Consider the following 24186-nt stretch of genomic DNA (forward strand, 5'->3'; position numbering starts at 1 on the left):
CTCCCAGAAGCAACTGCTCAACGGCGTCGAGTACACCCTGCCGCCCGTCAGCCTGCTGACCGCGGGGGACCCGCCCAAGGAGCGCAGCGAGTCCAACGACCAGATGATCGACGCCATCCAGGGCGTCCTCGAGCAGTTCAAGATCGACGCCGCGGTCACCGGGTTCACCCGCGGGCCGACGGTCACGCGCTACGAGGTCGAACTCGGCCCCGGCGTCAAGGTCGAGAAGATCACGGCGCTGCACCGGAACATCGCCTACGCGGTGGCCACGGACAACGTCCGTCTCCTCGCCCCGATCCCCGGCAAGTCCGCGGTGGGCATCGAGGTCCCCAACCTCGACCGGGAGCTGGTGAGGCTGGCCGACGTGCTCACCGACCCCAAGACCGCCACCAAGCACAACCCGATGCTCATCGGACTGGGCAAGGACATCGAGGGGGACTTCGTCACCGCCGACCTGTCCAAGATGCCGCACCTCCTGGTGGCCGGCTCGACCGGTTCGGGTAAGTCCAGCTTCGTCAACTCGATGCTCGTGTCGTTGCTCACCCGCGCGACACCGGACGAGGTGCGCCTGATCCTCGTGGATCCCAAGATGGTCGAGCTGACGCCGTACGAGGGGATCCCACACCTGATCACCCCGATCATCACGCAGCCTAAGAAGGCGGCCGCCGCGCTGGCGTGGCTGGTCGAGGAGATGGAACAGCGCTACCAGGACATGAAGTCCACCCGCGTGCGCCACATCACCGATTTCAACGAACGGGTCAAGTCCGGTGCCATCACGACCCCGCCCGGCAGCGAACGGGTGTACCGCCCGTATCCGTACATCGTCGCGGTGGTGGACGAACTCGCCGACCTCATGATGACCGCGCCGCGTGACATCGAGGACGCGATCGTGCGGATCACCCAGAAGGCCCGTGCCGCCGGGATCCACCTGGTGCTGGCCACGCAGCGTCCGTCCGTCGACGTGGTCACGGGCCTCATCAAGACCAACGTGCCGTCGCGTCTGGCCTTCGCCACGTCCTCGCTCACCGACTCGCGGGTCATCCTGGACCAGGCGGGGGCGGAGAAGCTGATCGGGATGGGTGACGGTCTCTTCATCCCGATGGGGGCGTCGCGACCCGTCCGTATGCAGGGTGCGTTCATCACCGACGAGGAGATCCACGAGGTCGTGGACTACGCCAAGAACCAGGCGGAGCCCGACTACGACGACACCGTCACCGCCGCCAAGGAGGAGTCCAAGAAGGACATCGACGGCGACATCGGGGACGACCTCGACGACCTGCTCGCGGCCGTCGAGCTCGTGGTCTCCAGCCAGTTCGGGTCCACCTCGATGCTGCAGCGCAAGCTCCGCGTCGGGTTCGCCAAGGCGGGTCGGCTCATGGACCTGATGGAGTCCCGCGACATCGTCGGACCCTCGGAGGGCTCGAAGGCCCGCGACGTGCTGGTCAAGCCGGAGGAGCTGGGGTCGGTCATCTGGATGATCAAGGGCGGCACCCCGCCCGAGGAGGACCCGGGAGACCTGCCTGCCGGGAGCGAGAACCTGGACGAGGCGCCGGTGGGCTGAACCGCGCGGTCTCAGGCCAGCGCGCCGTACACCGGCATCCACTCCCGGACGGTGACCTCGGAGACCATTCCGCGCAGACAGTGGGGGTCCTCCGCCACCAGTGCGCGGGCGGTGTCGGAATCGGCGGCCTCGACGACGAGCAGGGCGCCCGAACCGTCCGTGTACGGACCCACCGACCGGATCGATCCCGCGTCGACCCGGGCGGAGAGCCACTCGCGATGGGCGGGCTTGTTGGCCTCCCGGTCATCGGTCTGCTCGGGCTCGTACCGGTAGTCGACTGCGAAGAGCGGCATCGGTGTGGTCCTTCCTGGTCGCTGCGGGGGTGTTGTCGGATCAAGGGTATTCGGCCGGGTCTCGCTAAGGTGAGGGGGTGACACTTCCCATCACCGATGACGGACGCCCCGGCGCCGAGGTCCCCGTACTCAACATCGCCAACGTGCTCACCGTCCTGCGGATCGTGTTGGTCCCGGTGTTCGTGGTCCTGTTCTTCGTGGCCGACGCGCAGGACCCGTGGTGGCGGGTGGGTGCGTTCGTCGTCTTCGTGTTCGCGATGGCGACCGACTACGTGGACGGGTACCTCGCCCGGCGGCTGGGTCTGGTGACGGACTTCGGCAAGATCGCCGACCCGATCGCGGACAAGGCGCTCATGGCGGCGGCGATGATCTCGCTGTCCCTGGTCCACGAGCTGTTCTGGTGGGTGACGATCGTGATCCTCGTCCGCGAGGTGGGGATCACCCTCTGGCGTCTGTTCGGCGTCGACCACGTGGTGGCGGCCAGTAAGGGTGGCAAGCTCAAGACCGTGACCCAGACCCTGGGGCTGGGCATGCTGATCCTCCCGCTACCGCACTGGGTCTGGCCCGTCGAATGGGCCGTGATCGGCGTGGCGCTGGTCCTGACCGTCTACACGGGTATCGATTACCTGGTGAAGGCGCGTCAGGCCGCCAGGGCCGGGCACTGAGCCCCCCGGCCCGGGTTGCCATGACCTCCGCTGATCTCCCCGATCCGGGTGCCGCGGCCGCGGTGGCCGCACTCGGCGGGCGCGGGTGGACCCTGGCGACCGCCGAGTCGCTGACCGCGGGGATGCTCGCGGCCACGGTGGCGGGGGTTCCGGGGGCGAGCGCGGTGCTCCGGGGTGGCCTGGTTGTCTACGCCACCGATCTCAAGCACACTCTCGCGGGCGTTGCCGAGGAGGTTCTCCGGAGGCACGGGGCCGTGTCGGGGGAGACGGCGCGCGCGCTCGCCCTGGGGGCGGCGGAGCGATGCGGCGCCGACGTCGGTGTGGGTCTGACCGGTGTGGCGGGACCCGACCGCCAGGAGGGGAGGGCCGTGGGGACCGTTCACGTGGGGATCTGCGTGCCGGGAGTCGCGGCGCGGTCGACCGAGCTCTCCCTGGACGGCGGTCGAGCCGAGATCCGTCGGGCGGCCTGTGCCGCCGCCCTCGATCTGCTGGTGGGGATCGCCGACGAGGTCGGGAACGAATCGGCGACGTGAGGCGTTGTACCCCGTGATGCCGAACATCCAGATGACCACGCTGCCCCGACCGGACCACCGGAGCGGGCCCCCGCTGCTGCGGGAGACCCTCGGGACGGTGCTCCGCGGCCTGCGGGGCGATTCGGGGCGGACCCTGCGGGACGTCGCCGACGCCGCCCGGGTGAGTCCCGGGTATCTCTCCGAGATCGAACGTGGTCGCAAGGAGGCCTCGAGCGAGTTGCTCGCGTCCATCTCGGGTGCGCTCGACGTCTCGCTCGGCGAGATCCTCATCCGCGCGGCCCTCGAGGTCTCGCCCCCGGGTACCGTCTCGCTCCCGGGCACCGTCGCGGAGCCCGTCCTCGCGGCCTGAGCCCCACCCCGGCAACGCCCGGTGGTCGCCCCCCGACCTTGTTCGGTACCGTGGTACCGACCAGTCGTCCGAATCGGCAGAAGGACACTACGCAGCGATGGCCAATCCGTTCACCAAGGCATGGCGCTACCTCATGGCGTTGTTCGATTCGAAGATCGACGAGAATGCTGACCCCAAGGTCCAGATCCAGCAGGCCATCTCGGACGCGCAGCGGCAGCACCAGCAGCTGTCCCAGCAGGCGGCCGCCGTGATCGGCAACCAGCGGCAGCTGGAGATGAAGCTCAACCGCCAGCTCGCCGACATCGAGAAGCTGCAGGGCTCCACGCGGCAGGCACTGCAGATGTCCGAGCAGGCCCATCAGAACGGCGACACCCAGAAGGCGACCGAGTACGAGAACGCCGCGGAGGCCTTCGCCGCTCAGCTGGTCACCGCCGAGCAGAACGTCGAGGACCTCAAGGGACTCCACGACCAGTCGCTCCAGGCCGCGGCCCAGGCCAAGAAGGCCGTGGAGCAGAACGCGATGGTGCTCCAGCAGAAGGTGGCCGAACGGACCAAGCTGCTCAGCCAGCTGGAGCAGGCCAAGATGCAGGAGCAGGTCAGCGCGTCGCTGCAGTCCATGTCCGAGGTCTCGTCGGGCGGGAACACCCCGAACCTCGACCAGGTCCGCGACAAGATCGAGCGGCGGTACGCCAACGCCCTCGGGTCGGCGGAGCTCGCCCAGAACTCGGTTCAGGGCCGGATGCTCGAGGTCGAGCAGGCCTCGACCCAGATGGCCGGGCACAGCCGTCTCGAGCAGATCCGGGCGTCGATGAAGGCCGAGGGTGGTCAGCTCGGACAGGGGACCGGCTCTGCGTCCCAGCTCCCCCAGGGGCAGCCGCAGTCCGCCACCCCGCCTCAGCAGCAGGCGCAGACCGAACAGCAGTGAGTCGTCCGAGGACGGGCCGCCGGTGAACTGACCGGCGGCCCGTCCTCGTCCGTGGTGAAGGGGCACACGTGACACTGACCGAGTTCAGGGCCCGGACCGTCGAGGCCTTCGGGGACCTGCGGGCCGATCATCTCGTGAGGTCCCATCATCTGGCCGCGTTCGACGGGCGCACCGCCGACGAGGCCATCGACGCCGGTGCCTCCGTCAAGCAGGTCTGGTTGGCGCTGTGTTCGGAGTTCGAGGTTCCCGACTCATTACGCTGACCCCGTGGCGGCGTGTCGTTCGATCTCGAACACGCGTTCGTCTACACTCGGGTCATGTGATGACGGGATGGCCCGTCCACAGGGCGACATCCCTCCACAGTGAAGGGTTGCCGGGCTCGTGCGAGACGCATCTGTCGTACCCGACCCGTAGCGTCCGCGAGCGAGCAGACCACACAGACCGTCCGGCACGACACCGGAGGTCGAGCACGAACGGAGAGCATCATGGCCCCCAAGACCACCGCCAAGTCAGGTACCAGGACGGGCGTGGCCCAGAACCGCGAACAGGCGCTGGAGTTGGCGCTCGCGCAGATCGACAAGGCCTACGGCAAGGGGTCGGTCATGCGGCTCGGGGACGACACCCGGCCGCCGGTCCAGGTCATCCCGTCCGGTGCCCTGTCCCTCGACGTGGCACTCGGGATCGGCGGGTTCCCACGGGGCCGCGTCGTGGAGATCTACGGTCCGGAGTCGTCCGGCAAGACGACCGTCGCGCTGCACGCGGTGGCCAACGCGCAGGCCGCCGGCGGGATCGCCGCGTTCATCGACGCGGAGCACGCGTTGGATCCGGAGTACGCCCGCAAGCTCGGCGTGGACACGGACAACCTCATCGTCTCCCAGCCGGACACCGGTGAGCAGGCGCTCGAGATCGCCGACATGCTGGTCAGGTCGGGGTCAATCGACATCCTGGTGGTCGACTCCGTCGCGGCGTTGGTGCCGCGGGCGGAGATCGAGGGCGAGATGGGCGACAGCCACGTGGGCTTGCAGGCGCGACTGATGAGCCAGGCGCTCCGCAAGATGACGGGTGCGCTGCACAACACCAACACCACCGCGATCTTCATCAACCAGCTGCGCGAGAAGATCGGGGTGATGTTCGGCTCGCCCGAGACCACCACGGGCGGTAAGGCGCTCAAGTTCTACGCCTCCGTCCGCCTGGACGTGCGCCGGATCGAGACCCTCAAGGACGGCGCGGATGCGGTGGGTAACCGCACCAAGGTCAAGGTCGTCAAGAACAAGATCGCGCCCCCGTTCAAGATCGCGGAGTTCGACATCCTCTACGGCGAGGGCATCAGTCGCGAGGGATCGCTCATCGACATGGGTGTGGAGAACGGCTTCGTCAAGAAGTCGGGTTCCTGGTTCACCTACGGGGCGGACCAGTTGGGCCAGGGCAAGGAGAACGCCCGCCGGTACCTCAAGGAGAACCCCTCGGTCCGCGACGAGATCGAGCGGAAGATCCTCGACAAGCTCAATATCGGGGCGGGTGCGGAGATCGCGGAGATCGAGGCGGAGTCCGATGAGGACGCGCCTATCGACGTGGTGCCCGTCGAGTTCTGATGAGCGTGCAGGACCCGTGTGCGGCCGAGCCGGGGCGGGGTGTCGACACGGACGATCTACGCACCGCCATCGCGGCGGTGGAGGCCAGGCCGTCGAGTAGCTCGGACCTGCCCCCGTTGGCACCCGAGGCCCACGAGGCCGCGACGGCGGCTCTCCGACTTCTGCGCCACCGGCCACGGAGCCGACACGAACTGCGGGAGCGGCTGCTGGGTAAGGACCACGCGCCGGACGCGGTGGACGAGGCGCTGGACAGGGTCCGCGCCTGGGGCCTGCTCGATGACGCGGACTTCGCCTCGGAATGGGTCCGGGGTCGGCGGCGTCGACGCGGACGGTCGCGGGGAGCACTCGAACGTGAACTCCGCGAGAAGGGTGTCGCCGAGGTCCATATCGCGGGGGCGGTGGCCGGCATCGACGAGGCCGATGACCGACAGCAGGCCACCGAACTCGTGCGCGCGAGGCTCAGCCGCAGCCCGGTCGACTCCGGTCCCGGGGCGGATCTCCAGGGAGAACGGCGCAGGCTGGTGGCGTTCCTCGCCCGCCGGGGCTATCCGACGGGGTTGGCGATGACGGTGGTCGACGCCGAATTGGCGGCCCAGGTGTCGCCCTGAGTACCCTGGCCTGCGTGGATTCTCTCGTGACCGACCTGCAGGCGACGGCCGGAGACACCGGCGTCGAGCGCGTCGAGGGGCGCACCTACCAGGTGCGGACCTTCGGGTGCCAGATGAACGTCCATGACTCCGAGCGGCTCTCCGGTGTGCTCGACGCGGCCGGGTATGTGCCGTTCGAGGGTGAGGCCGACCCTGCCCGGGGCACTCTGCCGGACCTCGTGGTGTTCAACACGTGCGCCGTTCGCGAGAACGCGGACAACCGCCTGTACGGCACGCTCGGCCACCTGCGGCCGTGGAAGGACGCCAATCCCCGACTGCAGATCGCGGTCGGGGGATGCCTGGCGCAGAAGGACAAGGACGTCGTGGTCACGCGGGCCCCGTGGGTCGACGTGGTCTTCGGCACACACAATCTCGGGCACCTGCCCACGCTGCTCCAGCGCTCCCGGCACAACGAGCGGGCCGAGGTGGAGATCGCCGACTCGCTCCAGCACTTCCCCTCGACCCTCCCCGCCACCCGGGAGTCCGCCTACGCCGGCTGGGTCTCGGTGTCCGTGGGGTGCAACAACACCTGCACGTTCTGCATCGTCCCGTCCCTCCGCGGCAAGGAGGTGGACCGTAGACCCGGTGAGGTCCTGGCGGAGATGAAGGCACTGGCGGACGAGGGTGTCCTCGAGGTCACCCTGCTCGGACAGAACGTCAACGCCTACGGGCGATCGTTCCACGACCCCGCCGAGCCATCCGACAGGGGCGCCTTCGCGAAGTTGCTGCGCGCCGCCGGTCGGGTCGAGGGCATCGAGCGGATCCGGTTCACCTCACCACATCCCGCGGAGTTCACCGACGACGTGATCGAAGCGATGGCCGACACCCCCGCCGTGTGCCCGCAGCTTCACATGCCCCTGCAGTCCGGCTCGGACCGTGTCCTGCGCGCGATGCGCCGTTCGTACCGGTCGGAGCGCTTTCTGGGCATCCTGGACAGGGTGCGGGCCGCGATGCCGCACGCGGCCATCACCACGGACATCATCGTCGGATTCCCCGGGGAGACCGAGGAGGACTTCCAGGCCACCCTCGACGTCGTGGAGAAGGCGCGGTTCACGAGCGCGTTCACTTTCCAGTACTCACCGCGACCGGGGACTCCGGCGGCGACGATGACCGACCAGGTACCCAAGTCCGTCGTGCAGGAGCGCTACGAGAGGCTGATCGACCTGCAGGAGCGGATCACCCTCGAGGAGAACCGGAAGCAGGTCGGTCGCGAGGTCGAGCTGCTCGTCACCGCCGACCAGGGCCGGAAGGACGCCGCCACCGCCCGGATGACCGGCAGGGCCCGGGACGGCCGTCTGGTGCACTTCGCCCCGGTGGGGGAGCACGCCGGGCGGATCCGACCCGGCGACGTGGTCACCACCCGGATCAGCTCGGCCGCCCCGCACCATCTGCTCGCCGACGACGGCGTGCTGACCTGTCGGGCCACCAGGGCGGGTGACCGGCACGAGGCCGGTGAGAAGCCGGAGACCCCCCCGATTGGCGTGGGGCTCGGACTGCCCACGCTGCGACGTGATGCCCTCGCCTCCGACACCACCCAGAAGGGATGCCTCACGTGAACACCGCTGACCGCCCGGACCCCATCCAGGGGATCATGGAATCCAGCAGGACCGTGGATTCGGAGTTCCGACGCAGGGACAGGATGTTGGGCCACACCCTCGTCATCGGCAGGGCCTATCTGGCGTCGGCGTTGCTGATCGTGTTGCTCGCCGCCGCTCTCGCGCTTCCCCACAGCGACGGGGTGCGTGGACTGGACGTGCTCTTCTTCACCGAGGCGGCCCGGGACCAACAGACCTCGCTGCCCTCCCACGTGTTCGTCCTGCTCTACTCGGCCGGCGCCATCCTGTTCGGCGCCGTCATGATCATCACCCAGAAGTGGTGGGCGGCGGGGATCGCCTGGGGCGCCAGTTGCGTGGCCACGGTGTACGGGATGCTGGCGATCTGGCTGCGCCAGTCCGGACGGGGACCGAACCCCGACTTCCAGGACTTCGGCGCCCCCGGGATCGGCTTGTACGTCAGCGTGATCCTGGTGCTGCTGCTGGTGATGACCCTGGCCGGCGTGCTGTGGGCGCGCACCCCCGAACAGCGCGAGCTCGAGGACTCCGTCCGCCACCGCGACTGAACCGGGTCGCCGCACCCGTCGGACCCACCCCGTGCAGCAGGGCCCCACCGTGTCGGTGGGGCCCTGTCGGCGTGATCAGCGGGTGTCGACCGCGTTCTCGGCGGCCTCGGCCCATTCCTTCCACTGCATGGCCTGCGCGCGGGCCTTCTCGGCGTCCTTCGACTTGCCCGCCGCGTCGGCCTTCGCGGCCTGTGCCTCGAAATCGTCCACCCGCACCCAGAACTGGGCGGCGCGGGCCTTGGCCTCGGGGTCGGTACGCCGCCATTCGGCGTCGGCCGCGTCGGAGACGGACTTCTCCAGGGCGCGGATCCGTCCCTCGAGCTGCCCCATCCTCTCCCGCGGGACCTTGCCGATCTCCTCCCAGCGGGTCTGTAGCTCCCGTAGCGCGGCACGGGCCGCGTCGAGGTTCTTGTCCGGGTCGATCCGGGCCGAGAACTCGGTGAGCAGCGCCTCCTTGGCGTCCGCATTGCCCTCGAACTCCGCGTCACGCTCGGCGGCCGCGGCGTGGCGGGCGTCGAAGAACGTGTCCTGGGCCGCCTTGAAGCGCTTCCACAGGGCGTCGTCGGCCTCGCGGGGAGCGCGGCCCGCGGCTTTCCACTCGTCCATGAGGCGCCTGAACGCGGTGGCCGTGTCGTTCCAGTCGGTCGAGGCCGAGATGGCTTCGGCTCGTTCGACCAGCTCCTCCTTGACGCGCTTGACGGAGGCGCGGGTGCGGTCGAGTTCCGCGAAGTGGGAACCACGGCGCCGGTTGAACGCCTCGCGGGCCTTGGAGAAGCGCTTCCACAGTGCGTCGTCGGTCTTGCGGTCGATGCCGCGAATGGTCTTCCACTCGTCGAGGATCTCCCTGAGGCGATCGCCGGCGGCCTTCCACTGGGTGGACGACTCACCGATCTCCTCCGCCTCGACGGCCAGCGCCTCCTTGCGGGCGATCGCGGTGGCGCGCTCCTCGTCCTTGCGCTGGCGCGCCTCGACCTCGACAGCGCCGGAGCGCTCGACCACGGTGGCGAGTCGGGTCGCGAGGGCGTCGAGATCTCCCACGGCCGCAGCGGAGGGGAGCTGCTCGGCGAGGGCCTCGGCGGAGGCCCGGGTCTTTCGCGCGTCCTGCGGGTGCGAGTCGAGTCGCGCCTCGAGGAGTGAGACCTCCGCGACCAGGTCGTCGTACCGGAGGCCGAAGTGGGCCAGACCTTCCTCGGGTGCACCCGCCTGCCAGGAGCCGACCTGGCGTTCGCCCTCGGAGGTCCTGACGAACACGGCGCCGGAGTCGTCGACCCGACCCCATTCGGACGGGTCCGACGCCCGGACGATGCGCGACTCGGGGGCCGCCACCGCTCGCGGTGCCACCTTCCGGGCCAGTGCTGCGGGGGACGGCGCACCGGGACGCGGGCCCGGGGTCGGAGTGGGGGTCGGTGCGGACGTTCCGGGGTTCGCCTCCCCGGGGGTGGTCGGTGACTGGTCGCTCATCTGGTCCTCGTTTCGTTCTGCCGCGTGACACGGCACCATCGCCGGAATCCCACCGGTCGTCGCCTCGCCGTCCCGGTGAGGGGTCGGCATCTCCCTAGTGTGTACCAACCGCCGCCCGGGCGCCGGGGTATCCCCAGCGAGTCCGACAGAGTCCCGGGGCGGCGCTCCTGCGGAGGTCAGTAAGGTGCTCCGTGTGAACACCCCTGTCGTCCTGGTACCCGGCGCACCGGTTCTGGTGCCCGAACTGTCCGGAGAGGCGGCCGCGGAGACCGCCGGCCAGGTCGACGCCGCGCTGGATCTGCTCAGGACGGCCTCATCCGGCCTCGAGAGGGTGCTCGTGCTCGGCTCGGACCCCGAGGGGCGGACGATGGGTGACGTCCGTTCCTCGCTGTCGAGGTGGGGGGCGGCGGTCCGGGTCGGGCGTTCCGAGGCGGTGGAAGCCGAGTACGACGATGTCCCCGACGCGGCCCTGATCGCATGGTGGCTGCTCGACCGCGCCGGGATCGACCAGCCCCGGTCGTTCGCGGGCGTCACCGGCGGTGGACGGGTCTCTCGGCCCCCCGGGCGCGACACCCTCGTGGTCGTCGTGGGGGACGGTCCCGCCTCCCTCACCCCCCGGGCACCCGTGCCCGAGGACCCGCGTGGTGTCGCCCTCGACTCGGATCTCACCGAGTGGCTGCGGCGCGGTGGCCCGCTGCCCGATCCCGGTGACGCGGTGGCGGAGGCCGTGGGGTGGTGGAGCCGGCCCGCGTGGCTCGGGCTGGCCGGGCTGGTCGGGGAGAGGTCTGCGGTGGAGTCGGTGTCCTGGGCGCCGTTCGGTGTGGGGTATCACTGCGCTCGCTGGGATCTCTCGTCGTCGTCGGATTCCCCGGGCCAGGGGGGTCACGGGTGAGCGGCCCCGCACCGGTCGCGGTGGTGGGCCCGACCGGCACCGGGAAGTCCGACCTCGCCCTCGATCTGGCGCAGCGGCTGGGCGGGGAGGTGGTCAATTGTGACGCCATGCAGCAGTACCGCGGCATGGACATCGGTACCGCGAAGCTCCCGCCGTCCCTCCGACGTGGCATCCCGCATCACAGGCTCGACGTCCTCGAGGTGACCGAGACCGCGAGCGTCGCCGACTTCCGTCGCGAGGCCGAGCGCGAGATCGCGGAGATCCGGGAGCGCGGGAACGTGCCGATCCTGTGCGGAGGATCTATGATGTACATCCAGGCCCTGGTCGACGGCTGGTCCATCCCCGACACGGATCCCGCGGTCCGGGCGCGCTACGAACGGCGCCTCGAGGAGATCGGGGTCCGGGCGTTGCACGCCGAGCTCGCCCGCGCGGACCCCGAGGCCGCTCGGACCATCCTGCCGACCGATCCCCGCCGGACTGTTCGGGCACTGGAGGTGGTGGAGCTGACCGGTCAGCCGTTCTCCGCCTCGAGACCGACCATCGGCGCACCTCGGTGGGGCACGCGGCTGCTCGGCCTACGGTGCGCGCTTCCCGAGCTCGATGACCGGCTGGACGCCCGTACCGGGCGCATGTTCGCCGACGGGCTGATCGACGAGGTGCGTGGGCTCGTCGGGCTCGGACTGCTCGAGGGCGTGACGGCCCGGCGGGCCATCGGGTACGCGCAGGTTCTCGACGAGATGGACGACGAGCTGGGGATCGACGACGAGGGGGTGGCCCGCGCCCGGGAGCGCACGGTGATCGGCACCCGCCGGTACGTGCGCAGGCAGCGGTCGTGGTTCGGGCGTGATCACCGCATCAGGTGGATCGACACCGACACCCGCCAGGTCGACGGCACGCCCCGCGGTGGACGGACCCCTGTGGAGACAGCACTCGAGCTCCTCGGTGAGGCTCCGCGATGAGCGCCTCGAACCCCGGCCGCACCCGCGTCCAGTCGGTCGACCGGGCGTTCGCCCTCCTCGACTCGTTGGCCCGGCGGGGCGGCCGCGCGTCCCTCGGGGAGCTGTGCGCCGACACGGGTCTGGCCGCGGCCACCGTCCACCGGCTGTGCGGGACGCTCGCCGAGTCGGGTCACCTCCGCCGGGACGCGCGCCGCGACTATCTGCTCGGCCCCCGATTGCAGCGGATCGGCGAGGTCGCGGGGAGGGCGACGTGGTCGTGGGCCCAGCCGGTGCTCGCGGCCGTGGTCGACGGGACCGGCGAGACCGCCAACCTCGCCGTTCGTGAGGGGGACGGTGTCGTGTACCTCGCCCAGGTCCCGTCGCCGCACTCGATGCGGATGTTCACCGAGGTGGGCCGTCGGGTGCACGTGCACTGCACGGCGGTGGGGAAGGCGTTGGTCGCCCGGGACGACGACGACGAGGTCCGCGCGATGCTGGAACGGACCGGCATGCCCGGGTACACGGATGCCACCATCGTCGACCCGGACCGGTTGTTGGACGAGCTCGCCCGCGTACGCAGGGTGGGGTTCGCCACCGACGAGTCGGAACAGGAGGAGGGCGTCCGCTGTGTCGCGATCACGGTGGGGGTCGGGGACGCCGCGGTCGCGGTGTCCGCGTCGGGGCCCGAGGCGAGGTTCACCGAGGAGCGCCGCGACGCCGCCATCGGGGTGCTCAGGGCGGCCGTCGCGGACCTGCACCCCTGACGCGGAAGGATCCGCCGCCCCGGCCCGGGATCCGCTACCCCTGTGGGGGGAGCGGATCCCGGTGTGCGGGCAGCGGATCCTTCCGGGGCTTCGCGGCGGGGCCGTTCTACAGCCCGTTGGCGGCCTTGAACTCGCGGCGGCGACGGTGCAGGATCGGCTCGGTGTAGCCCGAGGGCTGCCCGGTCCCCTCGAGGATGAGCTCGCGGGCGGCCTGCCAGGCGATCGACGAGTCGAAGTCCGGCGCCATGTTCCGGTATGCCTCGTCACCGGCGTTCTGCTGGTCGACGATCTCCGCCATCCGGCGCAACGAGTCCTCGACGTCCTCGGCCGTGATGATGTCGTGACGGATCCAGTTGGCGAGCATCTGCGAGGAGATCCGCAGGGTGGCGCGGTCCTCCATCAGGTTGACGTCGTGGATGTCCGGCACCTTCGAGACGCCGATGCCCTGTTCGACCCACCGGACGACATAACCGAGGATGGTCTGGCACGAGTTGTCGACCTCCTCCTTCTTCTCGGCGTCGGTCCAGTTCGTGTCGGTCGCGAGGGGGACGCTGAGGATGTCGTCGACGCTCGCGCGCGGTCCGCCGGCGAGGAGTTCCTCCTGTCGGGACATCACGTTCACCCGGTGGTAGTGGGTCGCGTGGAGGGTCGCGCCGGTCGGCGACGGCACCCACGCGGTGTTGGCGCCGGCCCTCGGCTGCCCGATCTTCTCGGCGAGCATCTCGGCCATGAGGTCGGTCTTGGCCCACATGCCCTTCCCGATCTGCGCGCGACCGCGCAGACCGCAGGCCAGGCCGGTGTCGACGTTGAAGTCCTCGTAGGCGGTCATCCAGCGGGCGGACTTCATCTCACCCTTGCGGATCATCGGGCCGGCCTCCATGGAGGTGTGGATCTCGTCCCCGGTCCGGTCGAGGAAGCCGGTGTTGATGAAGACGACGCGATCGGTGGCCTCGGCGATGCAGGCGGCGAGGTTGACCGAGGTGCGCCGCTCCTCGTCCATGATGCCCACCTTGAGGGTGTTCTCCGGCAGACCGAGGAGCGCCTCGACCCGGCCGAACAGCTCGGTGGTGAAGGCCACCTCGGCCGGGCCGTGCTGCTTGGGCTTGACGATGTAGATGGACCCGGTGCGGCTGTTGCCGCGCTCGTTGCCCGGCGCGATGCCGTGCATGCCCGCCAGCGAGGTGATCAGGGCGTCGAGGATGCCCTCGGGCAACTCGTTCCCGTCCGCGTCGAGGACCGCGGGGGTGGTCATGAGATGCCCCACATTGCGGACGAAGAGCATCGAGCGGCCGTGGAGCCGGACCTCGCCGGATCCGTCGGGCGCGGTGAAGACCCGGTCGTCGTGGAGGACGCGGGTGAAGGTCTTGTCGCCCTTGCTGATCTCCTCGGAGAGGTCGCCCTTCATCAGACCCAGCCAGTTGCGGTAGCCGTGGGTCTTGTCCTCGGCGTCGACGGCCGCGACGGAGTCCTCGAAGTCCATGATGGTGGAGACGGCGGACTCCAGGACAACGTCCTTGACGCCGGCGGAGTCGGTCGATCCGATCGGTGAGTCGGCGTCGATCTGGACCTCCACGTGCAGGCCGTTGTTGCGCAGGAGGACCGAGGTCGGGGCGGCGCCGTCGCCCAGGTAGCCGACGAACTGTGCGGGATCGGCGAGGCCTGTCGTCGCCCCGTCGGCGAGTGTCACCTGCAGTCGGCCGTCCACCACGGTGTAGCCCGTGGTGCCGACGTGACTGCCGGAGTCGAGCGGCGCGGCGTCGTCGAGGAACTCGCGGGCCCAGGCGATGACGCGGTCCCCGCGGACCTTGTTGTAGGAGGACCCCTGCTCGGCCCCACCGGACTCCGGGATCGCGTCGGTGCCGTAGAGCGCGTCGTACAACGAACCCCACCGGGCGTTGGCGGCGTTGATCGCGAAACGCGCGTTCATGATCGGCACGACCAACTGGGGGCCCGCGACCGTGGCGATCTCGTCGTCCACGTTCTGAGTGTTGACCTGAACGGAGTCCGGCTCCGGGACCAGGTAGCCGATCTCCTGCAGGAACGCACGGTAGGTGGCCGGGTCGATCGGGGCGGGGTTCTCGTTGTGCCAGGAGTCGATCCTCGACTGCAGGTCGTCGCGGACGGCGAGCAGCTCGCGGTTGCGCGGGGCCAGGTCGGTGAAGATCTCGGAGACTCCCGCCCAGAACGCGTCGGGATCGACCCCGGTGCCCGGGATCGCCTGGGTGTTGACGAAGTCGTACAGGACCTCGTCGACCTGGACGTCGCCGACGGTGATGCGTTCGGACATCGATGCTCTCCTCACATAGGGACCGTTCTCGCCTCCGACTGTAGTGCCCCCCTGCCGAGGGATCATCCGGGTTTTCCGCAGCGTGGAACGGCGGTCGGATTGGCTAGGATCTGATGGCATGACACCCGCGCCCCCGACCGCCACTCTCGACGGCCTCGCCTTTATCAAGGGGCACGGAACGCTCAACGACTTCGTGGTCCTGCCCGACGACCACGCGGAGGTGGACCTCGACGAGGACCTGGTGCGCGCCGTCTGCGACAGACGGGCCGGCCTCGGCGCCGACGGGGTGCTGCGCATCGCCACCGCGGGTGCACTGGTCGACCAGGGCGTCCTCGCCGTCCTCCCGGAGGGCGTCGACGCCGCGGACTGGTTCATGGACTACCGGAACGCAGACGGATCGATCGCGGAGATGTGCGGGAACGGGGTCAGGGTGTTCGCCCACGCCCTGGTGGCGACCGGCAGGGTCGGGGCCGGCCGGATCCCCGTGGGCACACGATCCGGTCCTCGGCCCGCCGATATTCTGATCCATGACGGTGACCAGGCCGTGGTCCGTGTGGACATGGGCGAGCCCCGGCTTCTCGGGGTCTCGTCCGTGGAGCTCGGTGGCCGGGTGTACGCCGGACTCGCCGTCGACATGGGTAACCCCCACCTCGCGTGCGTGGTCCCGGGCCTGGGGGCCGACGGGTTGCGCGAACTGCCGGTGCACGAGGCGCCCGAGTTCGACACCGGCTTCTTCCCCGCCGGCGTCAACGTGGAGATCGCCACCCCGCTCACCGACGGTCGGGTGTCGATGCGCGTCCACGAGCGAGGATCCGGGGAGACGATGTCCTGCGGCACCGGAATCGTCGCCACGGCCGTCGCGGCCCTCGCCGACGCCGGACAGGCCACCGGTGACGTGGTGGTGTCCGTTCCCGGGGGAGAGGTCGCGGTGGCCCTGACCGGCGTGGGTTCCACTCTGACGGGGCCGTCCGTGATCGTCGCCGAGGGGCGGTACCGGCGACCGCTACCCGCGCGCCGCACGGAGGCGTCCCGACCGGAATTGTGAGATGATGCCGGTGAATGACTATCGATGACACCGCCCCTGACCGGGCCACACGAGACCATGACCCTTCGGTCGGAGAATTCCAGCTCGAGGAGCGCTCCTCGCTGCGCCGGGTCGTCGGGTTGTCGACCGAACTCCAGGACGTCAACGACGCCGAGTACCGCCAACTCCGCCTCGAGCGGGTCGTGCTGGTCGGGGTCTGGACCGAGGGCACCGCCGCCCAGGCGGAGGCCGCGATGGCCGAGTTGGCACAGCTCGCCGAGACCGCAGGCTCCGAGGTCTGCGACGCGCTGATCCAGCGCCGCGACAAGCCGGACCCCGCCACCTACATCGGTTCGGGGAAGGCCAAGACCCTGAAGGACGTGATCACCGCGACGGGGGCGGACACGGTGATCTGCGACGGCGAGCTCACGCCGGGTCAGCTCATCGCGCTCGAGAAGGTCGTCAACGTCAAGGTGATCGACCGCACCGCGCTGATCCTCGACATCTTCGCCCAACACGCGACCAGCCGTGAGGGTAAGGCCCAGGTGTCCTTGGCGCAGATGGAGTACATGCTCCCGCGACTGCGTGGCTGGGGTGAGGCACTCTCCCGGCAGGCGGGTGGCCGGGCGGGCAGCAACGGAGGCGTCGGACTCCGTGGTCCCGGTGAGACCAAGATCGAGACGGACCGCCGCCGAATCCGGGAGCGCACGGCGAGGCTGCGCCGTGAGATCAAGGGCATGAAGCAGGCCCGGGACACCAAGCGGCATCGCCGTCGCGCCACCCCGGTGCCGTCGATCGCGATCGCCGGGTACACCAACGCCGGGAAGTCGAGCCTGCTCAACCGCTTGACCGGTGCGGGCGTACTGGTCCAGAACGCACTGTTCGCCACGCTGGACCCCACCACACGGCGGTCCGAGCTCCCCGACGGGCGGGTAGTGGTCTTCACAGATACGGTCGGATTCGTCCGACACCTCCCGACCCAGCTCGTCGAGGCGTTCCGCTCGACGTTGGAGGAGGTCGTGGACTCCGAGCTGCTCCTGCACGTGGTCGACGGATCGGACGCCTTCCCCCTGCGCCAGATCGAGGCCGTCCGCACCGTCATCAACGACGTCGTGGAAGAGCAGAAGGCCGAGAGGCCCCGCGAACTCGTGGTGATCAACAAGGTCGACGTCGCTGACCCGGTGGTGTTGACGGAACTGCACCACGCCCTGCCGGACGCGGTCTTCGTCTCGGCGGCGACGGGTGAGGGGTTCGACGAGCTCCTCGACCGAATAATGCGGGTGGTCGCCTCCGGGGACACGGAGGTCACACTCGAGATCCCGTTCACCCGGGGTGATGTGGTCTCCCGTGTCCACGCGGAGGGCGCCGTGGTGGACGAGGATCACACGAAGGACGGCACGAGGATCGTGGTCCGGCTTCCGGCCTCCGTGGCCCGAGAGCTCGGGGAGTATCGGGTCCCCGGATCCCGTGACGGTGTCGCCTGACCCCGTCGACGGATCAGGCGACACCCGGTTCCGGCCGGTTCAGAGCTTGCGGAAGACCGTGACGACCTTTCCGAGGATCGTCGCGTGCTCCCCGGGAATCGGACTGAACGACGGGTTGTGGGGCAGGAGCCACACCCCGCTCGAATCCCGGCGGAAAGTCTTGACCGTGGCCTCCCCGTCGATCATCGCCGCCACGATCTCGCCGTTGTCCGCGACGTTCTGACGGCGCACCACCACGTAGTCCCCGTCACAGATCGCGGCGTCGATCATCGACTCGCCGACCACTCTGAGCATGAACAGGTCCCCGGAACCCACCAGGTCGGAGGGGAGGGGGAAGACCTCCTCCACCGCCTGCTCGGCGAGGATCGGACCGCCGGCCGCGATCCGCCCCAGGACAGGGACGTAGACGGGTTCCACGGCCCCGCTGGGACGCGTCTCCTCCTGGACGGGCGCGCGACGACCTCGGGACCGCTGCCCCGGGACGCCGTGGACGTCGACCGCCCGCGGCTTGTGCGGATCACGGGTCAGGAAGCCCTTCTTCTCCAACGTCCGCAACTGGTGGGCCACCGAGGAGGTCGACTGCAGACCGACGGCGTCACCGATCTCTCGGATGCTCGGGGGATAGCCCCGGTCCTTGACCGTGTCGTGGATGTGCAACAGAACGCTCTTCTGGCGGGTCGTCAGGGCCTCGAAGTCGGGCTTGGGCATGTGGGGGTCCCTTCGGCGAATGGGTGTTCGACGTCGCTATCTGTGTACACCCTACTGCCCGTCGGACGTGAGCGCCACACAGGTGTTCGAAGAAATGTCGCCACGAATGTCGACTCTGTCGGACCCGCGTGATACAACTCTAGGCAGGTTCGGGTTCGAACAGATGTGCACAACAAGGCACACGGGCGTGCGAATGAGGTTCGCACACCGTATCGAGTTGGGAGTTCTCATGACCGTTATGGAGATGCAGCCACGATCGCGTCCCTCCGTGCCCTGGACGGAGGTCTGCGTGACCGATCACGACCGGCCCGTTTCGTCCAGGGTGCATCCCCGCCCTGATGCCGGGGCCCGTCCCGTCATCCGCACGCTCGACCGGGGGCGCCAGACGGCCACGCGGTCGGTGGCGCCCGGACGGCGAGTGCTCGTCCGCCCCGCGTCCGCGGAAAGGGTCAGGGCATGCGGTAGCGAGGCGAGGTCGAGTGCGCCGGTGGTGGACGATGTGCCGACGTGGGCTCTGGTGGCCTGTGGAATCGTCTTCGGAATCCTGATGCTGCTCGCGTTGGCACTCCTGGGCGGGCCCGCCTACGCGTGACCCACGGTATCGCCTCCTAGAATGGACCCGGGACGGCGGCCCGTCGCCCCCGCGCCGCCGTCGGCTCCGGCCGGCGGAGCGGTTCGGACCAGGTCGACGAATGGCGAAGCTGGAATGTACTGCCCCATATGTCACCACGAGGACTCACGGGTGATCGACTCGCGGTCGGTCGACGAAGGGCAGGCGATCCGGCGTCGGCGCGAGTGCCCCGACTGCGGACACCGGTTCACCACCCTCGAGACCCCGTTGTTGACCGTCCTCAAGCGCAACGGTGTGACGGAGCGTTTCAGCCGCGACAAAGTGGTCCGCGGTGTGCGACGCGCGTGCCAGGGGAGGTCGGTCGACGAGGACGCGCTCCGGCGGCTCGCGCAGCAGGTCGAAGACGCTGTCCGGGCCGGCGGCGCCTCAGAGGTCCCCGCTCACGAGATCGGGCTGGCGATCCTGGGGCCTCTACAAGATCTGGACGAGGTCGCGTATCTGCGATTCGCCTCCGTGTACAAACAATTCAGTTCCGCTGCGGATTTCGAGAGCGAGATCATCGCGCTTCGCGAACGGCACGCTGCTCACTAGTCCCGGTCCTCTCCGCGTCGCACCGGGATCGGTTCCTGTGTACGGGCGGTGTGAGGGCTCAACGCGCGTTCCGCCGGGAGAGCGCGGCGGCGACCGCCTTCTCGATCCTCTCGGCGGAGACCGGGCGCGCGGTACCCAGAGACTGCGCGAAGAGGCCGACACGGTATTCGGCCAACATCCACCGGAGATCCCGGGCTGCCCGCGCCCCACCCGGTCGTCGGCGGAGCGCCGCCGTCGCCTCCGCGACAGTGGCCTCCGACTTCTCCAACCGGGCGGCGAGCTCCCGGTACCTCGACGGTGACTTCTCCGCGAGGTCCAGCCTGAGGTCGATCGCCCTCACGTGGCGTTCCAGTTGCGGGAGGACCTCCGCCGGGTGTCGGGCGAGGAATCCCTTTCCCACGAGGAAGTCCAGAGCGGGCCTGACGTCGTCCGCGAGGTCGCGTGGTACCTGGTCCAGCCGGGCGGAGACCGACTGCGCGGCGACCAACGCCGGAAGGGCGGCGGAGATCGAGGCCGTGATGGCGGCCGGCGCCTCGGATCGGGCGCGCGCGCGCACCTCGTCGAAGTCGTGCACGGTGAGTACCGGCTCTCCTCTGCGTCCGGCGATCAGCCGCCCGCACGCCGCCAGCGCCGCGTCCGAGACCAGTCCATCGGCACCCTCGTGGGGATACTGGGTGAGCGCGAGGCGTTGCTCGACCGGACGACCCCGGACTATCGATGCCGCCGAGATCAGGTCCGCTGAGATCAGGGTCAGTACCGCTGTCGTCTGCGCGGCTCGACGTTCCGTCTCTGTGGCGCAGGCGATCCGGTGGATGCCGTCGGGGCGGACCTGCAGGGCCGGGTAGACCGTCACCTCCACACCGTCGACCGTGCCGGTGATCGAGGGCGACAGGTCCCCGATCGTGTCCGCGGTCCACGCCCGATGAGGTCCGTCATCGGGGACGAGTCTGGAGTTGAGCGTGGCACGGACCTTGTCCACCAACCGACTGCGTAGTGCTCCCAGGTCCGTACCGGCCGCGACGACCTCGTCACCGTCGACCACCTCGAAACGCATGCGGAGATGGTCGGGGAGCTGTTCCGGGTGGAACTCGCGGGGCTCGACGGTCGTGCCTATGCGGGCCGAGAGCGCGGCGGCGAGCGCCACGGGGAGCGGTGCCGACCGCGGGGCGAGGTCACCGGCCAGCAGTGCCGCGTACTCGGCGGGCGGGGAACACAGACGCCTCAGGTACTTGGGGAGCGTCCGGAGCATCTCCGTGTACAGCTCCTCGCGCAGGCCGGGGACGAGCCACTCGAAGCCGGACGTCGCGACCGAGGACAGCTGGGGGAGAGGGACCCGCACGGTGATGCCGTCGGAGTCGACCCCCGGGTCGAACGAGTATCTGAGCTCGAAGTCCCGCTCGCCCTGGCGCCAGATCGGCGGGAACTCGGAGGCGGCCGGGGCGGTGTCCGACGTGCGGATCTGCTCGGGGCGAAGACGCAGACGATCCGGGTCCTCCCGGCCCTGCTTACGCCACCACGATTCCAGGTGGCGGCCGGAGGTGATGTCCTCGGGGAGCCGCTCGAGGTAGAACCCGACCAGGGTGTCGTCGTCGATGACGAGGTCGCGGCGTCTACTGCGGGTCTCCAGCTCCCGCGCCTGTTCCACGGCCACGGCGTTCTCCATGATCACCGGGATGCGGGTGGTCCATCGTCCCTCGACGATCCCGTGCCGGACGAGCATCTCCCGCGCGAGCGGTGCGTCGACCCTGGAGAGGAGGATGCGACGCGCCTCGACCACGGGCAGCCCCAGGAGCAGCACCTTCTCGTAGGCCATCGCCGCGCCCTGGGCGTCGGACCAGTGCGGCTCTGAGTACTGGGTGCGGACGAGATGCCCCCCGAGTAGTTCGATCCACACCGGATCGATGCGCGCGACGTCCCGGGCCCACAGTCTGGAGGTCTCGACCAACTCGGAGGCCATGATCCATCGCGGCGGCTTGCGGGCGAGATCGGAACCGGGGAACACCTGGAAGCGGATACCGCGGGTGCCGCGGAACTCCCTGGTGTCCTCGTCCTTCATCCCGACGTTGGTGAGCAGTCCGGAGAGGATCGCCTTGTGGAGGTCGTCCTCCGCGGCGTGACCGGACGGTGGATGCCAGCCCCGCTCGCGGCACATGCTGGTCAACTGGGCGGTGAGGTCCTGCCACTCGCGGATCCGCAACCAGTGCAGGTACTCGGCCTTGCACATTTTCCGGAACGCGCTGCCGGAGAGCTCGCGCCGCTGTTCGGTGAGGTAGCGCCACAGGTTGAGGTAGCCCAGGAAGTCGGAGGACTTGTCGGCGAAGCGCCGGTGGAGCTGGTCCGCCTTGTCGCGCTCCTCGGCGGGCCTCTCGCGGACATCCTGCACGGTCAGGGCCGCGACCACGACCAGGACATCCCCCAGGGCGCCGTTTCGGTGGCCCTCCACGACCATCCGGGCCAGACGGGGGTCGAGGGGGAGGGACGCCATGTCGCGGCCCACCCTGGTCAGGTGCGGGCGTTCGTCGTCGTCGGTCCGGAGCGCCCCGAGCTCGGTGAGCAACGTCATGCCGTCCCGGACGGCCTTGCGGTCGGGTGGTTCGACGAACGGGAAGTCGTCCACGGCTCCCAGGTCGAGATCGGCCATCGACAGGATGACCGACGCCAGGTTGGTGCGCAGGATCTCCGGGTCGGTGAACTCGGGTCGGGAGTCGAAGTCGTCCTCCGAGTACAGACGGATGCAGATGCCGTCGGCGACGCGGCCGCAGCGGCCGGCGCGCTGTGCGGCGGAGGCCTGCGAGATCGGCTCGATCGGCAGCCTCTGGACCTTGGTGCGGGTCGAATAGCGGGAGATCCGGGCGAGGCCGGTGTCCACGACGTAGCGGATCCCCGGGACCGTCACCGAGGTCTCCGCGATGTTGGTCGACAGGACCACGCGCCGGGTCGAATGCTGACGGAAGGCCCGTTGCTGCTCGGCGGAGGTGAGCCGGGCGAAAAGCGGAAAGATCTCGGTGCTCTTGAATTTCCGCCCCCGGAGCACCTCCTCGGCGTCGCGGATCTCGCGTTCGCCGGAGAGGAAGACGAGTACGTCGCCGTCACCCTCGGCCAGGAGCTCGCCGACCGCATCGGCGAGCGCGTCCAGGGGGTCGAGGTCGATGGTCCGGTCCGCGTGGTCGACCTGGAGCGGCCGGTACCGGATCTCCACGGGGAAGGTGCGACCGGAGACCTCGATGACAGGGGCGGGATGGCCCGCCGGATCCGCGAAGTGGCGGGCGAAGCGGTCGGGGTCGATCGTGGCGGAGGTGATGATGAGTTTGAGGTCCGGCCGCCGGGGCAGGATCTGCCGGAGGTAGCCGAGCAGGAAGTCGATGTTGAGGCTGCGTTCGTGGGCCTCGTCGATGATGATCGTGTCGTAGGCGCGCAGCAGCCTGTCCCGTCGGATCTCGGCGAGCAGTATCCCGTCGGTCATCAGTTTGACCGCGGTGTCGGCACCGGTACGGTCGTCGAAGCGCACGGCCGACCCCACCAGCCGGCCGGTCTCCACCCCCAGTTCCTCGGCGATGCGCTCGGCGACGGACCGGGCCGCCAGCCTGCGGGGCTGGGTGTGGCCGATCATCCCGCGCACGCCGCGGCCGAGTTCCAGACAGATCTTGGGGATCTGGGTGGTCTTCCCGGATCCGGTCTCGCCGGCGATCACCACGACCTGGTTGTCGCGGATCGCCGCCGCGATCTCGTCCTTACGGGCGCTGACCGGCAGTTGTTCCGGATACTCCGGGGTCGGAACCGACTCCGCACGCCGACGCAGACGAGCGGCGGCGGCGTCGATCTGCCCGCCCAGGTCGTCCAACTGGTCGGCGCGGGCCCTGCGGATCCGCGACCGGAACCGGTGGGCGTCGAGGATGCCGACGTCGTCGAGCCGGACCAGGAGATCGTGCCGGGCCCGGCGCAGTTCGGGGGCGGGCGCGGGAGACGTCGACATGGTGTCCGCCAGGGTATCGGGACCCGGTGTGGGGATCGATCCGGGTGTCAGGCCGTGCCACCCTCCCGGCGGGACTGGATGCGGGTGTAGCGCTGGTGCAGTCGCTCCCGGATCTCCTCCGGCTCGTACGACTGCCGCCGGCGTTCGGTCCGTGCGGCGAGGATCCCGGTGGCGGCCACTCCGACCACCCCGGCCGCGCCGACCATCTTGAGCCACTGCCGTCCGCGGGGTGCCATGGCGTCAAGGGTAGATCCTCTCGCCGGGGCACCTGGCAGGATCGCACCATGAGTCTCGACACCGTCCCGCTGGCCGCCGCGGCCCACCGCACCCGGACCGGGGACCTGTGGTTGTTCCGTGGGCGCACGACCGCCGACCGGCTGATCCAGACCCTGACCAATTCCCCCGTGAACCACGTGGGGGTGGCGGTGGTCCTCGACGACCTGCCCCCGCTGCTTTGGCACGCGGAGATGGGCCGGGCGTTGACCGACGTGTGGACGGGGCGTCGGCAACGGGGCGTCCAACTCCACGACCTCGAGGCGGCGGTGCGCCAGTGGACCGGTCCCTACGGACAACGTGCGTGGTTCCGCCAGATCTCCCCGGAGACCGGGTCCCCGCAGGAGGACGCGCTCCTGGAGACGATCGCCCGCCTGAACGGCGTGTCGTTCCCGTCTGCGGGGCGGCTGACCGCCCGGTGGGCCCGGGGCCGGTGGGCGGCCCGGGGACGCCACACACCCGATCGCGACTCCGATACGGGGCCGGGAGCGGGACGGGGCGGCGGTGCAGGAGGGAGCGGCGGTGCCGGAGGGAGC

The 24186-nt window shown here is 69.8% G+C and carries 22 protein-coding genes and 1 pseudogene; 17 read left to right on the forward strand and 6 right to left on the reverse strand.

What is annotated here, in order from left to right; all coding sequences use genetic code 11:
- Positions 1-1561, forward strand: a 1561-nt coding sequence (locus G6028_RS00335; RefSeq protein ID WP_182657653.1) for a DNA translocase FtsK, incomplete at its 5' end; no start/stop codon positions are given.
- A gap of 11 nt (positions 1562-1572) precedes the next feature.
- Here the strand turns inward: G6028_RS00335 and G6028_RS00340 are convergent.
- Complete coding sequence (locus G6028_RS00340; RefSeq protein WP_182616500.1) at positions 1573-1854, reverse strand: YciI family protein; 282 nt, start codon at positions 1852-1854, stop codon at positions 1573-1575.
- Between the two features lie 77 nt (positions 1855-1931).
- Between G6028_RS00340 and pgsA the strand changes: the two genes are divergently transcribed.
- The 9 genes and pseudogenes from pgsA to G6028_RS00385 all read left to right on the forward strand — a co-directional run bounded on the left by pgsA (position 1932) and on the right by G6028_RS00385 (position 8684).
- Entirely contained in the window at positions 1932-2519 is a 588-nt protein-coding gene (gene pgsA / locus G6028_RS00345) for a CDP-diacylglycerol--glycerol-3-phosphate 3-phosphatidyltransferase (protein ID WP_179525421.1), read from the forward strand.
- A 20-nt stretch (positions 2520-2539) separates the two neighbouring features.
- Positions 2540-3052: a CinA family protein gene (locus G6028_RS00350; protein WP_182657663.1), complete on the forward strand. Its 513-nt coding sequence runs from the start codon at positions 2540-2542 to the stop codon at positions 3050-3052.
- 16 nt (positions 3053-3068) lie between these two features.
- The gene (locus G6028_RS00355; protein ID WP_179526252.1) at positions 3069-3401 is read left to right on the forward strand and encodes a helix-turn-helix domain-containing protein; all 333 of its coding nucleotides are present in this window, start codon (positions 3069-3071) and stop codon (positions 3399-3401) included.
- Positions 3402-3498: 97 nt separating this feature from the next.
- Positions 3499-4222 (forward strand): annotated as a pseudogene (locus G6028_RS00360) (PspA/IM30 family protein); the annotation flags it as partial.
- Positions 4223-4394: 172 nt separating this feature from the next.
- Positions 4395-4589: a DUF3046 domain-containing protein gene (locus tag G6028_RS00365; RefSeq protein WP_179525418.1), complete on the forward strand. Its 195-nt coding sequence runs from the start codon at positions 4395-4397 to the stop codon at positions 4587-4589.
- Positions 4590-4811: 222 nt separating this feature from the next.
- Complete coding sequence (gene recA, locus G6028_RS00370; protein ID WP_179525417.1) at positions 4812-5918, forward strand: recombinase RecA; 1107 nt, start codon at positions 4812-4814, stop codon at positions 5916-5918.
- Positions 5918-6526, forward strand: coding sequence for a regulatory protein RecX (locus G6028_RS00375; protein ID WP_182610352.1), 609 nt, complete (start codon positions 5918-5920; stop codon positions 6524-6526). Before recA ends, G6028_RS00375 begins: the two co-directional genes overlap by 1 nt.
- 26 nt (positions 6527-6552) lie before the next feature.
- Positions 6553-8121 carry a tRNA (N6-isopentenyl adenosine(37)-C2)-methylthiotransferase MiaB gene (gene miaB / locus G6028_RS00380; protein WP_182657674.1) on the forward strand — a complete coding sequence of 523 codons (1569 nt, stop codon included), beginning with the start codon at positions 6553-6555 and terminating at the stop codon, positions 8119-8121.
- Complete coding sequence (locus G6028_RS00385; protein ID WP_179525415.1) at positions 8109-8684, forward strand: Rv2732c family membrane protein; 576 nt, start codon at positions 8109-8111, stop codon at positions 8682-8684. The genes miaB and G6028_RS00385 overlap by 13 nt, the downstream gene beginning before the upstream one ends.
- Positions 8685-8759: 75 nt before the next feature.
- Here G6028_RS00385 and G6028_RS00390 read toward each other — a convergent pair whose 3' ends face one another.
- On the reverse strand, positions 8760-10145 hold the full coding sequence (locus G6028_RS00390; protein ID WP_182644403.1) for a DUF349 domain-containing protein: 1386 nt from the start codon (positions 10143-10145) through the stop codon (positions 8760-8762).
- Positions 10146-10338: 193 nt separating this feature from the next.
- Between G6028_RS00390 and G6028_RS00395 the strand changes: the two genes are divergently transcribed.
- The 3 genes from G6028_RS00395 to G6028_RS00405 are packed head-to-tail and all read left to right on the forward strand — an operon-like array spanning position 10339 to position 12739.
- Positions 10339-11037, forward strand: coding sequence for a class III extradiol ring-cleavage dioxygenase family protein (locus G6028_RS00395; protein ID WP_182657665.1), 699 nt, complete (start codon positions 10339-10341; stop codon positions 11035-11037).
- Positions 11034-11996, forward strand: a complete 963-nt coding sequence (miaA, locus tag G6028_RS00400) for a tRNA (adenosine(37)-N6)-dimethylallyltransferase MiaA (protein WP_179525412.1) — start codon at positions 11034-11036, stop codon at positions 11994-11996. Before G6028_RS00395 ends, miaA begins: the two co-directional genes overlap by 4 nt.
- Positions 11993-12739 carry an IclR family transcriptional regulator gene (locus G6028_RS00405; RefSeq protein WP_182657667.1) on the forward strand — a complete coding sequence of 249 codons (747 nt, stop codon included), beginning with the start codon at positions 11993-11995 and terminating at the stop codon, positions 12737-12739. The genes miaA and G6028_RS00405 overlap by 4 nt, the downstream gene beginning before the upstream one ends.
- 106 nt (positions 12740-12845) lie before the next feature.
- Here G6028_RS00405 and G6028_RS00410 read toward each other — a convergent pair whose 3' ends face one another.
- Positions 12846-15026: a malate synthase G gene (locus G6028_RS00410; protein ID WP_182657668.1), complete on the reverse strand. Its 2181-nt coding sequence runs from the start codon at positions 15024-15026 to the stop codon at positions 12846-12848.
- Positions 15027-15144: 118 nt separating this feature from the next.
- Here G6028_RS00410 and dapF point away from each other — a divergent pair, with 118 nt between their 5' ends.
- On the forward strand, positions 15145-16071 hold the full coding sequence (dapF, locus tag G6028_RS00415) for a diaminopimelate epimerase (RefSeq protein WP_182641121.1): 927 nt from the start codon (positions 15145-15147) through the stop codon (positions 16069-16071).
- Positions 16072-16085: 14 nt separating this feature from the next.
- Positions 16086-17534 carry a GTPase HflX gene (gene hflX, locus G6028_RS00420; protein WP_182657670.1) on the forward strand — a complete coding sequence of 483 codons (1449 nt, stop codon included), beginning with the start codon at positions 16086-16088 and terminating at the stop codon, positions 17532-17534.
- 39 nt (positions 17535-17573) lie between these two features.
- On the opposite strand, the gene lexA is transcribed toward hflX, so the two are convergent.
- Positions 17574-18242: a transcriptional repressor LexA gene (lexA, locus tag G6028_RS00425; protein ID WP_182610345.1), complete on the reverse strand. Its 669-nt coding sequence runs from the start codon at positions 18240-18242 to the stop codon at positions 17574-17576.
- A gap of 706 nt (positions 18243-18948) precedes the next feature.
- Here lexA and nrdR point away from each other — a divergent pair.
- On the forward strand, positions 18949-19404 hold the full coding sequence (gene nrdR / locus G6028_RS00430) for a transcriptional regulator NrdR (RefSeq protein ID WP_179525405.1): 456 nt from the start codon (positions 18949-18951) through the stop codon (positions 19402-19404).
- Between the two features lie 58 nt (positions 19405-19462).
- On the opposite strand, the gene hrpA is transcribed toward nrdR, so the two are convergent.
- Positions 19463-23377 (reverse strand): ATP-dependent RNA helicase HrpA, encoded by a 3915-nt coding sequence (gene hrpA / locus G6028_RS00435; RefSeq protein ID WP_182657672.1) that lies wholly within the window; start codon positions 23375-23377, stop codon positions 19463-19465.
- 47 nt (positions 23378-23424) lie between these two features.
- Complete coding sequence (locus tag G6028_RS00440) at positions 23425-23613, reverse strand: hypothetical protein (protein ID WP_179525403.1); 189 nt, start codon at positions 23611-23613, stop codon at positions 23425-23427.
- 48 nt (positions 23614-23661) lie between these two features.
- On the opposite strand from G6028_RS00440, the gene G6028_RS00445 reads away from it, so the two are divergent.
- Positions 23662-24186, forward strand: a 525-nt coding sequence (locus G6028_RS00445; RefSeq protein ID WP_206685722.1) for a hypothetical protein, incomplete at its 3' end; no start/stop codon positions are given.

This window comes from Dietzia cercidiphylli (genome assembly GCF_014145145.1).
Classification (GTDB): Bacteria; Actinomycetota; Actinomycetes; order Mycobacteriales; family Mycobacteriaceae; genus Dietzia; species Dietzia natronolimnaea.